General features: G+C 52.5%; 12 protein-coding genes and 1 riboswitch. Of the genes, 1 reads left to right on the top strand and 11 read right to left on the bottom strand.

Annotated elements, in window-relative coordinates:
* Positions 1-182: 182 nt before the first annotated feature.
* Complete coding sequence (locus EDM58_RS00640; RefSeq protein WP_122911607.1) at positions 183-629, top strand: DUF2507 domain-containing protein; 447 nt, start codon at positions 183-185, stop codon at positions 627-629.
* Between the two features lie 55 nt (positions 630-684).
* Here EDM58_RS00640 and EDM58_RS00635 read toward each other — a convergent pair whose 3' ends face one another.
* The 11 genes from EDM58_RS00635 to EDM58_RS00585 form a co-directional block, all read right to left on the bottom strand.
* The gene (locus EDM58_RS00635) at positions 685-1,926 is read right to left on the bottom strand and encodes an aspartate kinase (protein WP_122911606.1); all 1,242 of its coding nucleotides are present in this window, start codon (positions 1,924-1,926) and stop codon (positions 685-687) included.
* A gap of 218 nt (positions 1,927-2,144) precedes the next feature.
* Positions 2,145-2,330: riboswitch (Lysine riboswitch) on the bottom strand.
* A gap of 93 nt (positions 2,331-2,423) precedes the next feature.
* Complete coding sequence (gene uvrC, locus EDM58_RS00630; RefSeq protein WP_122911605.1) at positions 2,424-4,205, bottom strand: excinuclease ABC subunit UvrC; 1,782 nt, start codon at positions 4,203-4,205, stop codon at positions 2,424-2,426.
* A 122-nt stretch (positions 4,206-4,327) separates the two neighbouring features.
* On the bottom strand, positions 4,328-4,642 hold the full coding sequence (trxA, locus tag EDM58_RS00625; RefSeq protein ID WP_023555106.1) for a thioredoxin: 315 nt from the start codon (positions 4,640-4,642) through the stop codon (positions 4,328-4,330).
* A 250-nt stretch (positions 4,643-4,892) separates the two neighbouring features.
* Positions 4,893-5,852: an electron transfer flavoprotein subunit alpha/FixB family protein gene (locus tag EDM58_RS00620; RefSeq protein WP_122911604.1), complete on the bottom strand. Its 960-nt coding sequence runs from the start codon at positions 5,850-5,852 to the stop codon at positions 4,893-4,895.
* Positions 5,853-5,872: 20 nt separating this feature from the next.
* Entirely contained in the window at positions 5,873-6,640 is a 768-nt protein-coding gene (locus tag EDM58_RS00615) for an electron transfer flavoprotein subunit beta/FixA family protein (protein ID WP_122911603.1), read from the bottom strand.
* A gap of 82 nt (positions 6,641-6,722) precedes the next feature.
* Positions 6,723-7,496: an enoyl-CoA hydratase gene (locus EDM58_RS00610; RefSeq protein WP_122911602.1), complete on the bottom strand. Its 774-nt coding sequence runs from the start codon at positions 7,494-7,496 to the stop codon at positions 6,723-6,725.
* 111 nt (positions 7,497-7,607) lie between these two features.
* A complete protein-coding gene (locus tag EDM58_RS00605) occupies positions 7,608-8,195 on the bottom strand; it encodes a fatty acid metabolism transcriptional regulator FadR (RefSeq protein WP_023555110.1) in 588 nt (195 codons plus the stop codon).
* A 166-nt stretch (positions 8,196-8,361) separates the two neighbouring features.
* A complete protein-coding gene (locus EDM58_RS00600) occupies positions 8,362-10,062 on the bottom strand; it encodes a long-chain-fatty-acid--CoA ligase (protein ID WP_122911601.1) in 1,701 nt (566 codons plus the stop codon).
* 188 nt (positions 10,063-10,250) lie between these two features.
* Positions 10,251-11,243 (bottom strand): LCP family protein, encoded by a 993-nt coding sequence (locus tag EDM58_RS00595; RefSeq protein WP_122911600.1) that lies wholly within the window; start codon positions 11,241-11,243, stop codon positions 10,251-10,253.
* A gap of 103 nt (positions 11,244-11,346) precedes the next feature.
* Positions 11,347-12,522 carry an acetyl-CoA C-acetyltransferase gene (locus EDM58_RS00590; RefSeq protein ID WP_122911599.1) on the bottom strand — a complete coding sequence of 392 codons (1,176 nt, stop codon included), beginning with the start codon at positions 12,520-12,522 and terminating at the stop codon, positions 11,347-11,349.
* Between the two features lie 45 nt (positions 12,523-12,567).
* Positions 12,568-13,509, bottom strand: coding sequence for a 50S ribosomal protein L11 methyltransferase (locus tag EDM58_RS00585; RefSeq protein ID WP_122911598.1), 942 nt, complete (start codon positions 13,507-13,509; stop codon positions 12,568-12,570).
* Between the last annotated feature and the right edge of the window lie 176 nt (positions 13,510-13,685).

Genomic DNA, 13,685 nt, shown 5'->3' with positions numbered 1-13,685 from the left:
AAAAGATTGGCAAAACATTGACCAAAACAATTGTACTCCTGTCGTGAAGGAGCGTCAAGATAATGAATAGACTAAATCCATTGATAGAACAAACGAAACTGAACCCGGTATTTTTCCTCTATCAAAATGGCATGTCTGCCCCCCTTCCATCATAGTCTATTAGGGACAGGAGGGGAAGTAGAGTGAAAGAGACAGATCAATTGAGTGCCTTGTTGCCGACAGCATCGATCGCCTATGCGGAACGGATGAACATGCCCTATCTCGGCTACCATCTATTGCGCGAGACGCTGACCCAGACCCTGCTGGGAGAAAGCGAAAGCCCGATCCTTTATTGGATCGGAAAGAATATGGGACGAAAGATACCGATTCAATCCGCCAATGGCATTATTCTGCCTTTTATCCGGCTGGGTCTAGGACAGCTCGACCTGTTGAAGGAATCCGAGCAACACCTCCATTATTCCCTCTCACACACCATCTATCCCTATATGTCACAGGAGCGCCTCAGCCGAGCCCTTTCCCTGGAATGCGGCGTCATAGCGGGAGCGATAGAAGCGTGGCGCGGCCAAGAAGCCCTTGTGCAGATGGAGCTGGGACAGAAGGGAAGCGTACAGATTCACGTCAGCTTCTGACCGTGAAAACCCCCCTCTCCCGAAGCGAAGAGGGGGGCTGCCCGCTATGATTATCCTACGAACCGTGTACGACAGCAGTTTGCTCCACATCAAGCCCGTAAGCCGTATGCAGGCTGCGCACCGCAAGTTCGGTCAAATCTGCCGGAATCACGCAGGATACCTTGATATCGGAGGTCGACACCATTTTGATGGTAATCTGCTGCTCAGCCAGCACGCGGAACATTTCCGCAGCCACACCGGGGTTGTTCACCATGCCGGATCCTACGATGGATACTTTGCTTAAGCTTTCTTCGTAGTCCACTTTTTCAAAGCCAAGTGCTGCCTGATTTTGCGCCAAGGTATCCAAGGCATGCTTCAGGTCTCCAGCTGCCACCGTGAAAGAAATATTCGTCACATCGGAATCGTAGGAGCTTTGGATGATGATGTCTACGTTTACCCGATGATCCGCCAGTGTATTGAACAGTCGGGACAGGGTTCCGACCTTTGCTGCCATGCCGACCACGGTAATCTTGGCCACCTCGTCATCATGAGCGACGCCGCTTACTACTCTACCTGTTTCCATATCGGGAACCTCCTCTACATAGGTGCCTTCTTCTGAGGTAAAACTGGAGCGAACCACCAGCTTCACCTTGTATTTCTTGGCTGCCTCTACAGAGCGCGGGTGAAGGACACCGGCACCGAGATTGGCCAGCTCCAGCATCTCGTCATAGGAGATGCGATCCAACTTGCTTGCCGCCGGAACCACGCGCGGGTCAGCGGTATACACTCCTGCGACATCGGTAAAAATCTCGCATTTGTCGGCCTGCAGGCTAGCCGCCAAGGCCACGGCTGACGTATCCGATCCGCCGCGCCCCAAGGTGGTGATCTCTCCCGTGTCGCTAATGCCCTGGAAACCGGCCACGATCACGACGCGTCCGCGGTCCAGCTCCGCGCGAATCCGGGTTGGGTCGATCTCCTTGATCCGTGCCCGGCCATGAATCGATTCGGTCGTAATTCCTGCCTGCCAGCCAGTCAGGGAAATCGCATCATACCCCTTTTGGTGCAAGGCCATTGACAATAAAGCGATGGACACCTGCTCCCCCGTGGTCAGCAGCATATCCATCTCCCGTTCAGACGGGTAAGGCGTAATTTCTTTTGCCATGTCGATCAGCACGTCCGTCGATTTTCCCATCGCGGACAAAATGATCACCATGTCGTGACCCGCTTCCTTGTTTGTGATAATCCGATCAGCTACTCGCAAAATTCGCTCAATAGTTCCTACGGAAGTACCTCCGTATTTCTGCACGATCAATCCCATGGCACTTCTCTCCTATTCCTATTCTCATATCCACACGTTTTTTCTCTATGTTTGGTTTCTCTTTTTCTTTATGTTTTCCAGATAAACAAAAAAGACACCGACGAGGAATTTCACCTGTCGCTGTCTATGGTTTCGACATACCGGCTCCCCCTTCCCAATACACGCGGACAGACTGCAAGAGATGATCGGAAAAACCAGTCATCACTCACACTGTCACACCGTGAGATAGCTCTCCATCCAGCAACTGGCCATTGCCTGGATGACAGTCCTGCGCTTGTTCAACGCAAGCCCAGCATGAAAAGCACGGGTCGCTCTTCACACTTCGGCGAATTCCCCTTTTCCTGCCCTTCATAGATACCCGATCTCTGGGAGGTACTCATGGTTTTCGCGCCTCTACCTCACTCCTTTGGGGAAGTGAGGTCAACTATTCTGTTTGAATGGCATTATAACATGCTGCCTGGTAGGGATCAATGGCTTTTTCCTTTTTGCTCGTTCGATCAGGTTTCCAGCTTGCGCAGATGCGCGATGATCTCGCGGGCCAGCTTGTCGCCGATTCCCAGCTGGCGGAAATCCTCGACACTTGCCTCCCGCATTTTTTTCAGCGAGCCGAAATGAGTAAACAGCAGCTTTCTGCGCTTTTCCCCGATCCCAGGGATTTCATCGAGCTGGGAGGACAGCATCGTCTTGGACCGCGACTGCCGATGAAACGTGATCGCAAACCTGTGCACTTCGTCCTGGATGCGCTGCAGCAAGTAAAATTCATAGCTGTCGCGTCTCAACTCCACCGCTTCTGGCGGATCGCCGTACATCAGCTGCGCTGTACGGTGTTTGTCGTCCTTCGCCAAGCCGCAAACCGGGATGTACAAGCCCAGCTCGTTTTCCAGCACATCCATGGCTGCACTGATCTGTCCCTTGCCTCCGTCGATCACGATAAGATCGGGCATCTCCTGATTTTCTTTCAGCAGGCGGGAATAGCGGCGGCGGATGACCTCCCGCATCGAGCCGTAATCATCAGGACCTTCGACGCTTTTGATCTTGAATTTGCGGTACTCTTTTTTGTCGGGACGTCCATTCGTAAAGACGATCATGGCAGAGACCGGCTCAGTACCTTGAATGTTAGAGTTGTCGAACGCTTCGATTCGGTGCGGGGTTTTGATTCCGAGAATATGCCCCAGATTATGCACCGCCTGGACGGTCCGAGCGTCGTCTTTGGACATCAGGGCGAATTTCTCTTGCAGCGCAATTCGTGCATTTTCATTCGCCATCTGCACCAGTTCCCGCTTCTTGCCGCGTTTCGGCGCATGGACCTTGATTCCGAGCCACTGGGCGAGCAATTCGGGATCGCTTTCCTCGGGCAGCAGAATCTCCTTGGGCAGCGCGTTTTGCTTGTCATAGTAGAATTGGCCCACATAGGACATAAAGTCTTCCGCTTCCTCCCCATAGTAAGGAAAAGACGTTGTTTGCCGTTCGATCATTTTGCCCTGGCGCATGTAAAAAATCTGAATGCACATCCAGCCCTTGTCTACCGCGAAGCCGATGATGTCCCGGTCCACTGTGTCGGCCATGGTCACCTTCTGTTTCTCCATCACGGCTTCGATGCTTTTGATCTGGTCGCGGTATTCCTTCGCCCGCTCAAACTCCATATTCTCTGCCGCCTGATTCATCTTGGCCGTCAATTCCTGCTTCATCGCTTCATGGCCGCCGTCGAGAAAACGGGCGATTTCCTCCACGATCCGCTGATTTTCCTCTTCGGCCACATCGTACACGCAGGGAGCCAGACATTGGCCCAGATGGTAATACAGACAGACCTGCTTCGGCATCGTTTTGCATTTGCGCAGTGGATACAAGCGGTCCAGCAGCTTCTTCACTTCTCCTGCGTCGCCAGCGTTGGGGTAGGGACCAAAGTATCGGGCCTTGTCCTTCAACACCTTGCGCGTGATCTCCAGACGCGGCTCTTTTTCATTGGTAATCTTGATATAGGGATACGTCTTATCGTCGCGAAGCATCACATTGTAGCGCGGATTGTGCTGCTTGATCAGGTTGCACTCCAAGACCAGGGCTTCAATCGCGGACGATACGACGATATATTCAAAGTCGGTAATTTCACTGACCAATAGCTGGGTTTTGCCATTATGGCTTCCGGTAAAGTAGGAGCGAACGCGGTTTTTCAATACCTTCGCCTTTCCTACGTAGATGATTTCACCGGCAGCGTTTTTCATCAGGTAGCAGCCCGGTTTTTCAGGCAGTACACCCAACTTGTCTTTCAAGGCGCGATTCATGGCTGCCCCCTCCTTTCGCAACTTTCCACCCCTCATCGTAACACGTTTGGGAAAAGAAAAACAGCATTTGCCTTTTTCATGCAAATGCTGTCCGTTCGATACATTTCCGTATGTGTGGATGCTTACAGATGTTTGCCTACTGTTGCCATCAAGGCTTCTTTCGGTTGGAACCCGATGATTTTGTCTACCGGTTGACCGTCTTTGAACACGATCAATGTCGGAATGGACATGACGCCAAAACGGCCTGCAGACTCAGGATTGTCATCGACGTTTACTTTCACGATTTTCAGCTGGGAGCCCACTTCACCATCGATTTGCTCCAGGACAGGCGCGATCATTTTGCAAGGGCCGCACCAAGGTGCCCAAAAGTCAACCAGGACGGTTCCTTGCCCTACTTCCTGGGTAAAGTTTTGATCAGATGCATTTACAATTGCCATGAGAGTTACCTCCTTGATCTCTTACTTCTGGAAAAAGTATCTTACTGTGAATCAGTATATCATCCCGCAAGCGATATGACCATCACACCAGACACTTTCCGCACTCAAGGATAGTTTGTCCTGCATACCCTTCCTTACCCTTTGTTTCTTGGCAGGAAATCGTTTCTTCTGTGAAGCCTATTGCCCTCAGAGAGCGGAGACAAAAAAACGCCCCGGAGCACTACTGTCCAGGACGTTTCGTTCGCTATGTTTAGACAAGCACTTTTTTAAATTCTGCAGTCAGCAATGGCACGACTTCGAACAAATCTCCGACGATGCCGTAATCGGCGATTTGGAAGATCGGGGCTTCGGGATCTTTATTAATCGCCACGATCACTTTCGAGCTGGACATGCCAGCCAAATGCTGAATCGCGCCAGAGATGCCGCAAGCAATGTACAGATCAGGCGTTACAACCTTACCAGTCTGGCCGATCTGCAGGGAGTAATCGCAATAATCGGCGTCGCACGCTCCGCGGGACGCACCGACAGCAGCACCCAGGACGTCGGCCAGCTCTTGCAAGGTCTGGAACCCTTCTGCGCTCTTGACTCCGCGTCCACCGGATACGATTACTTTCGCTTCAGAAAGATCTACTTTCCCGCTGGTTTTGCGGACAACCTCTTTTACAATGGTGCGCAGGTCTTTGATCTCCAGATCTACGGGCACCACTGTCGCCGACTTCGATTCGTCTGCCGCACCTGCCGCGATATTGTTCGGACGAATGGTGACGAACAGCTTGCCATCGACGAACTTGCGCTTTTGAAATGCCTTCCCGGCATAGATCGGGCGGATGAAAACAGGTCCAGCCTCGATCCCTGTCACGTCAGATACCAGACCGTATCCGAGACGTGCTGCCACGCGCGGCGCCACGTCGCGACCAATCGCTGTGTGGCCCAATACGACTGCATCTGGCGCAGCCAACTCGATCAATTGTGTCACAGCCTGTGTATAAGCATCAGGCGTGTACTGTGCCAATGCCTCATGCTCTGCCGTATACACCATTGCAGCCCCATGATGGCCCAAAGTCGCAGCATGAGCCGCCGCATTTGCACCGAAAACGCCTGCTACCACTTCGCCCCCGTCAGCAATCAATTGCGCTGCTGCCAAGGCTTCCAGCGATACGTTGCGTAGTTGTCCGTCACGCACTTCTGCCAATACAAGTACCTTTTTCATGGAAATCCTCTCCCTCTCTCTTAGATCACTTTCGCTTCGTTGCGCAACAGTTGCACCAATTCTGACGCTTGGGCAGACAGATCACCAGACAAAATGCGTCCAGCCCCTTTTGTTGGCGGCAAAAATTGATCCACGATCTCAGTCTTTGCCGCTACCTCATCGGCAGACAGACCCAGATCATTAGCAGAGAGACGCTCCAAAGGCTTTTTCTTCGCCTTCATAATCCCAGGAAGGGAAGGATAGCGCGGTTCGTTCAATCCTTGCTGGGCAGTGATCAAAACAGGAAGACTGGTTTCGACAACCTCCAGGTCTCCCTCCACGTCACGCTCGACGCGAACTTGGCTTCCGTTAACTTCCAGCTTCACTGCAGTGGAGACGTGATTGATGCCCAGCTCTTCAGCCAGTCGCGGCCCGCCTTGACCAGCACCAGTATCTACAGCCATCTGACCGCCCAGGATAATGTCAAAACCGACTTTCTTCGCTACGGCTGCCAGGACTTTAGCCGTCGTGAATTCATCACCGAAAAGAGATTCGTCATCCACCAGCACAGCCTTGTCTGCGCCCATGGCCAACGCGGTGCGAATGGCGCTTTCCGCGCGATCCGGTCCGACGCTGACGACTGTTACCTCGCCGCCATGCTCTTCCTTCAGCTTGATGGCTTCCTCAACGGCATATTCATCATAGGGATTTATGATAAATTCCACACCATCTTCCGAAATGTTTCCGCCTTGAATTACGATTTTCTCTTCTGTGTCAAACGTTTGCTTCAACACAACCAAAATGTTCATGAGGACCCCTCCTTAGTCGAAATGCTACCGCGAAATGGCTGATGAGGCAAACCATTTCTTTCCTTCTCTCTATCGTCGTTCGTCAACGGTCAGAAAATTGCGGCTTGCGTTTTTCTATAAAAGCAGCTACGCCTTCCCGGACGTCTTCCGTAGCAAATGCTTCACCGAACAGCTTGGCTTCTCTCTCCATGCCTTCTTCGGCAGAGAGCGTGCCAGCAGCGTGGATTGCCTCCAAAGCCAGCTTGACGGTCACAGCGCTCTTGTTCACGATGACTGTTGCCAGTTTTTTCGCTTCCTCCAACAATTGCTCGACCGGGTAGACGGCTTCCGCCAATCCGATGCGATGCGCCTCTACTCCATCGATCATTTCGGATGTGAGGATCATCTGCGTCGCCCGACCTTTGCCTACCAGACGAGGCAAACGCTGAGTCCCGCCGTAGCCAGGGATCAGTCCAAGATTCAGTTCCGGCAGGCCGAGCCTTGCTTCCACCGCAGCCAAACGGATGTGGCAAGCCATCGCCAGTTCCAGACCGCCGCCCAGGCAAGGGCCGTTAATCGCAGCAATAATGGGCTTTGGAAAGGTTTCCATTCGGGTAAACAAATCTTGTCCCAGTTTGGAAGCTGCTTTCGCATCCTCCGCATCCATCTGCGTAAATTCTTTAATATCTGCGCCCGCAATGAAAAACCTGCCTTCTCCCGTCAGGACAACCGCCTTGATGGCAGGATCCGCTTCCCACTGCCCCAACAGCTCCTGCAGCTCCTCCAGCACCTTTCTGCTCAATGCATTGGCTGGAGGATTGTTGATCGTAACGAGCGCAATGCGGTCTTCCACCTGTACATTCCAATGTGCAGTCATCTCTCACCCTCCACTCTATCAAAAATGAAGGAACAACCATCCTCCGAACGGTCGCTCAGTTTTGCACTTTTATTGTAGCAAAGGTACGTATGCAACAAAAGCTTTTCTTTCCTATTTCCCCATCAAACCGTGCAGGAAGAGATTATGAATGGGGTGAACATAGGAGACAAGATCGTACTTGCACTGTTTCATGACCCAAGCTGTCGTCACTTCGTCCAGCGTGCCGAAAATCATTTTTCGCGCCAAGCGCACATCGAGATCAGGACGGAACATCCCAGACTCCATCCCCTCGCGAATGACCTCGTCAATCAGCGAAAAATACTGCTTCATGACGTTCCCGATGCCCTCGCTGATTATCGGATTGGATTGGCGGAGTTCAATTTGTGTCACCATCGCCAATTCATGATCCTGGGAAAGCTGGCTGAAATGCGCATGAACGAGAACAAATAGCTTCTGCTCCGCCGACGTCGCTTCCGAGATGCGTGCTCTGCATGTTTCGATAAAATTCCCCATCTTTTCGTTAAACAAGGAGATAAGAATATCATCTTTGTTTTCGAAGTAGAGGTAGATCGTACCGTCCGCCACCTTCGCTTCTTTGGCTATTTTGGAAACCTGGGCATTGTGGTAGCCCTGCCTGGCGATGACGCGAACCGCAGCATCGATAATGGCTTGATACTTTTCCCCCGTTTTTTTTGCCATATGTACCTCCACGTTTTACTCGCACCGATGATAAAATGAATGATCATTCATTCACAATAATAAGTGTATTATACTTCTTTTCCGGCGTCAATCCTAAGCAATCGGTCATTTTTCAAAAATACAAAAAAGACCGTCTTCCTGTAAGAAAACAGTCTTGTCAATCCATTTAGCTGGTTTTGATCTGCTCCTCAGCTTCTCTTCGTTTTTTGTCCTCTTCCTGGAGCTGGCGTCTCAGCACTTTGCCCACCATCGTTTTCGGCAATTCACTGCGGAATTCGTACAGACGAGGAATCTTGTAGGCTGCCAGCTTTTCTCGGCAATGCTTCTCCAACTCTTCCTCACTGACCTCCATCCCCTGCTTCAAAACGACGAAGGCCTTGACTGTTTCCCCGCGATACGGGTCTGGCACACCGATGACCGCAGCTTCCTGAACAGCCGGATGCTCGAACAATACCTCTTCCACTTCACGCGGATAGATGTTGAAGCCGCCAGCGATGATCATGTCCTTTTTTCGATCTACAATATAAAAATACCCGTCTTCATCCATGTATCCCATGTCGCCAGTCAGAAGCCACCCATCCTTGAGGATCGCAGCCGTATCCTCCGGACGATTCCAATAGCCGACCATGACCTGCGGGCCTTTGACAGCCAGTTCGCCGATTTGGCCAGTGGGAAGCTCTTCTCCTGTGCTAGGGTCGAGAATGCAGCTGTCCGTATCCGGCCAGGGCAAACCGATGCTGCCTGTGATGCTCTTGCCCCAGATGGGATTGGAGTGTGTAACAGGGGAAGCTTCGGTCAAGCCGTAACCCTCGACCAGCTTGCCGCCCGTCAGCTCCTCGAAACGATTTTGCACTTCTACCGGCAAGGGCGCAGAACCGCTTACACATGCTTCAATGGATGACAAATCATATTTTTGCAGATCGGGATGGTTGATCAGTCCGATGTACATGGTCGGTGCTCCGGGGAACAAAGTCGGCTTGGTCTTGCTGATCAACTCCAGCATCTGCTTTACGTCGAATTTGGGTACGAGTATGATTTCTGCTGCGATGGAAATGCCTTTGTTCATGACGGTCGTCATGCCATAAACGTGAAAGAGCGGCAAAGCGCCGAGAATGCGCTCGCTTCCCATCTTCAGCTTGTATAAAACGGCTTTGCACTGCACGGCATTGGCGATCAGATTGGCATGCGTCAACATGACGCCTTTGGCGACGCCTGTTGTGCCTCCGGTGTATTGCAGCAAGGCGATGTCATGCTCGGGATCAACCTCTATTTTCACCGGATTGTTAGCGCTTTCTTTTAGCACGGAAAGAAAAGGCTCAACATCGCTGCCGTACATGACTTGCGGATTGTGCCCGTCTTTTTTTTGCACCAGCGGATACAGCATCCTTTTGAAAAAAGGAAGATAATCGCCGATGCTGGTAATGATGAGTCTTTTCAGCGGGGTCGAAGAACGAACGGAAGTGACGCGTTTGTACAGCAGGTCCAGTGTGATGATCGTCTCTGCCCCGGAGTCGTTTAGCTGATGAATGAGCTCCCGCTCGGTATAGAGGGGATTGGTCATCACGACGGTCGCTCCAGCAAACAGGGCACCGTAGTAGCTGATCACCGTTTGCGGAATATTAGGCAGCATAATGGCGACTCGGTCGCCTTTTTTCACGCCGCGCTTGATCAGTCCGTTGGCAAACTCGTACGACAAATCCAACAGCTCACGATACGTAATCCGCTTTCCCATAAAATAAACAGCATTGTTATCGGGATATGTAGCTGCTGACTGCTCCAGAAAATGCGTCAATGAAACACGGGGGTATTCCAATGACGGGGCAGTTTCGGGTGGGTAACTGGCAATCCAAGGCTTGGCATTTGACATGGGTTATCCCTCCATCGCGTAATGGCCTTGCCGTCCCGTATGCTCAGCATTCATAACCTCTTCCTAGTACCCATTCTATTCGAAAAATAGTTAATTTTCCAACAAAATGTTTCGATATGGAAATTTTTTCTGAAATGTAAAGAAGGGAAGCGGTGCAAATCTCGCCTCCCTTCCTATTTTTTTATGAGTCAAGGCGATAAAACCTGCCTGATTTGCTGCTGAACCCGCTCTCTCTCGGCAGACGGGACTAAATGGTACCAGCCCAGCACACCGTTGTGCCAGATTCTCTCATCTCTTCCGATCAAGGTATCGGTCTTGAGCAGATTGTCTTTCGGATCTGAGAAGGAGAACAGCAGCGAGGCGATCTCGCCCTCGGTCAAATCCATTTTGACGTGGTCGCCCATGATCGCAAGCAGGCTGTGCATTTTGGGCAATACCTCGGGAGAAGTCCCCTTCGAGACCAACGCTTCCATAATCTCCTGCTGCCGTTCGATCCGCTGGTAGTCGCTGTCCTCTTTGCCTAGGTCGCTTTTGCGATAGCGGGCGTAATCCAGCGCCTGCTCGCCCGTAAGTCTCTGCAAGCCGGGCTGCAAATCGATGAAGGTATCATCGCTGGGGTCACTGTATTTCATCCGTTTTTTCACATCGATCGCGACTCCTCCCAGCTCATCGACCGCCTTGCGAAAGCCTTCGAAATCTACCGTCACATACCGCGAGATCTCGATGCCCAGGAATTGCTCCAGGGATTGCTTGACCAGCTTGGGACCTCCAAAGGCCATCGCGTGGTTCACCTTGTCATACCCGCGCCCCGGGATGTTCAGGTAGCTGTCGCGCGGAATCGAGATCAGATAGGCGGATTGCTTGGCCGGGTGGATCGCTGCCAGCATGATGGTGTCTGAGCGTGCAGCCTCGCCGTCTCTGCTGTCGATTCCCAAGATCAGCGCGACGAACGGCTTCATCGGGGTAGTGGCAGAAGCCAGAGAGCGAGGCGGTAATGGTTGCGGGTTGGCTTTTGGCGAATCTTGAACCTGTCCGTCTATCGGCATGTACCATTTTTCGGCGAGCTGCCTGTACTCCATCACTGTATACGCGACGGCTGCAAGCAAGAGAAGAATGCACCAGGATACCAGATGAAAGGCAATTTGTTTTCCATACCGTTTGAAAAAGGATTGATTGAACACGTGCGTGACCTCCCCCGTAAAAGCAAGTCCCTGTCAGGCAGAAGCTTGGACAGGGACTTGTTTCCAGTTTTAACGGATGAGATCTGGTTTAAACCTGCTGGATTCAGGGACGTTCCACAATCAGGGCCATGCCCATGCCGCCGCCTACGCAGAGGGCAGCCAGCCCGCGCTTCACCTGGCGCCGTTTCATCTCATGCAGCAGTGTCACGACAATGCGGCAGCCCGTCGAGCCGACAGGATGGCCGAGTGCGATCCCGCTGCCATTTACATTCGTGATCTCGCGCGGCAATCCGAGCAGTTTTTCGACAGCCAAATACTGCGCGGCGAATGCTTCGTTCACCTCGATCAGGTCGATGTCTGCCAGCGTGAGGCCGGCCTTTGCCAGCGCCTTTTGAACGGCTGGTACTGGACCGTACCCCATCAGGTCAGGCTCTACGCCTGCAACAGCCCAAGAGAGGATGCTCCCGAGCGGTTCGATGCCGAGCTCCTTCGCTTTGCTCTCCTTCATCAGCAGGGCAGCGGAAGCGCCGTCATTTAGGCCGGAGGAATTTCCCGGCGTCACGGTGCCGTTTTCCCGGAAACCGGGCCGCAGCTTGGCCAAGCTCTCCATCGTGACTCCCCGTCTAGGATGCTCGTCGGTACTGACCAGAAGGCTTTCCCCTCGTTTTTTCACAGAGACCGGAATCATTTCTTCTTCAAAAATGCCGCTGTCGATGGCACGTATCGCGTTTTGCTGGCTGCGCAGGGCGATTTCGTCTTGCTCCTCCCGGGTGATGCCATAGCGGTCTGCCAGTCTCTCCGCTGTTTCGCCCATCAAAATCTGGTGGTGCGGATCGGTGAGCAGTTCCCACATCGCGTCGGTCATCTCTCCATGCGTAAGCCGTTTGCCCCAGCGAGCGTTTTTCAAGACGTATGGAGCATTGCTCATGCTCTCCACGCCTCCTGCCAGGACGATTTCATGTTCTCCAAGCAGAATCTGTGATGCTCCACTGACAATGGCCTGCATACCGGAAGCACATTGGCGCTGGACCGTAAAACCGGTGACCTCATGGCCCAGACCAGCATCGATGGCGACGACCCTGGCGATATTGGGTTCATCGGTACGCTGAATGCAGTTGCCCAAAATGATTTCCTCTACCTGTCTTCCATCCAGTCCAGCCTTCTCCAACACGCCTTGCACTGCCGTCTGCGCCAAGCCTCGTGCGCTTACATCCTTTAATACCCCGCCAAACGTACCGATTGGTGTACGTCCGGCAGCCGCGATGACGACTTGCTCCATTCCGCTTCCCCCTCCTTCGTTTTTTCCTATTTTACCATCTATTGGTTACAATTGCGGGTACTTGTTCGCGGATGCTTTCATCAGTAGCGTCACCCACTCCTCGCTGCGCCGCTCCCCCAGGACCTCAAAGCCCGCTCCTTCGTATGCAGACAGGACCATTTCGCGGTTCCACTCGACGATTCCGGACAGGAGCACATGTCCATCAGCGGCGATTCTCTCTGTCACGACAGGCAGCATGGCTACATCTTCCTCTCCCCCGATGTTGAGCAGGATCAAGTCTGCTTGCTCTGGCAAATTTTCGCGAACAGCCTCTTCCAGCGCATCCCCTATGAGAACCTTCAAGGCTGTCTCCGGCACTTGGTTATTTGCGGCATTCACCTCGATCTGATACTCGCTTTGCGGGTTGATATCGATGGCGTAGACGGGTTGACTTGCCCCATTGACGGCACAGTATAAGGAAAGGATGCCGGAGCCCGCGCCAATGTCGATTACGACCTTGCCTGCCACCGGGATCTCCTGAAGGAAAAGCAAAATATCCTGGGTTGTGCCGTGGTAGCCTGTCCCAAAGGCGGCTCCTGGATCGATCCATAAAATATTCCGGGCTTCCTTCAACAGATCCGGCTCCGTCCAGGTCGGAGCGATCCACCATTCTCCCACCTGTACCTCGCGAAAGGCCTCTTTCCAGGAATCATTCTCTTCGGCTACCTGCTCTACCTCCCGGATCGTGACGGCACCAGGCCAACGTTCAAGATACGCCCGCAAGAGCTGCAGATGCTCCTCCTCCTGATGCTGCATCGGCTCGAACACGTAGACGGTGACGTCATCTGCACTATTTTTCGCAAAGTCATAGCCGTTCTCAGTGGTCAGCACCTCAAACGGCGGCTCCGACCAGCCGAACGTATACGGGCTGTCCAATAATTCCGCGACGAATGCATCCTCGATTTCCTGATCTACCTGCAAGGTGTATTTCAACCATTTTTGCTCCACTTTCCTCTTCTCCTTTTCTTCGTTTCCGATACTCTTCCTCCCATGTTCACAACTGCACATAGCGGGATCATAGGCTGCATGGTATGATACTAGAATGGATCAGTTACCGCAGGGAGGTTGCTCATGTTTGACGAATTCTTTTATCGGCGGCGCAAAAACAAAGGGATGTTGATCCT

It is taken from the genome of Brevibacillus panacihumi, assembly GCF_003710985.1.
Taxonomy (GTDB): Bacteria; Bacillota; Bacilli; order Brevibacillales; family Brevibacillaceae; genus Brevibacillus; species Brevibacillus panacihumi.
The sequence above is the reverse complement of the archived record's forward strand: the minus strand, read 5'-3'. Positions and strand labels throughout refer to the sequence as shown.

Excerpts from the sequence above, each read along its gene's own strand:
- EDM58_RS00635 (WP_122911606.1), bottom strand. The coding sequence starts at position 1,926 with ATGGGATTGATCGTGCAGAAATACGGAGGTACTTCCGTAGGAACTATT.
- uvrC (WP_122911605.1), bottom strand. The coding sequence starts at position 4,205 with ATGAATCGCGCCTTGAAAGACAAGTTGGGTGTACTGCCTGAAAAACCG.
- trxA (WP_023555106.1), bottom strand. The coding sequence starts at position 4,642 with ATGGCAATTGTAAATGCATCTGATCAAAACTTTACCCAGGAAGTAGGG.
- EDM58_RS00620 (WP_122911604.1), bottom strand. The coding sequence starts at position 5,852 with ATGAAAAAGGTACTTGTATTGGCAGAAGTGCGTGACGGACAACTACGC.
- EDM58_RS00615 (WP_122911603.1), bottom strand. The coding sequence starts at position 6,640 with ATGAACATTTTGGTTGTGTTGAAGCAAACGTTTGACACAGAAGAGAAA.
- EDM58_RS00610 (WP_122911602.1), bottom strand. The coding sequence starts at position 7,496 with ATGACTGCACATTGGAATGTACAGGTGGAAGACCGCATTGCGCTCGTT.
- EDM58_RS00605 (WP_023555110.1), bottom strand. The coding sequence starts at position 8,195 with ATGGCAAAAAAAACGGGGGAAAAGTATCAAGCCATTATCGATGCTGCG.
- EDM58_RS00600 (WP_122911601.1), bottom strand. The coding sequence starts at position 10,062 with ATGTCAAATGCCAAGCCTTGGATTGCCAGTTACCCACCCGAAACTGCC.
- EDM58_RS00590 (WP_122911599.1), bottom strand. The coding sequence starts at position 12,522 with ATGGAGCAAGTCGTCATCGCGGCTGCCGGACGTACACCAATCGGTACG.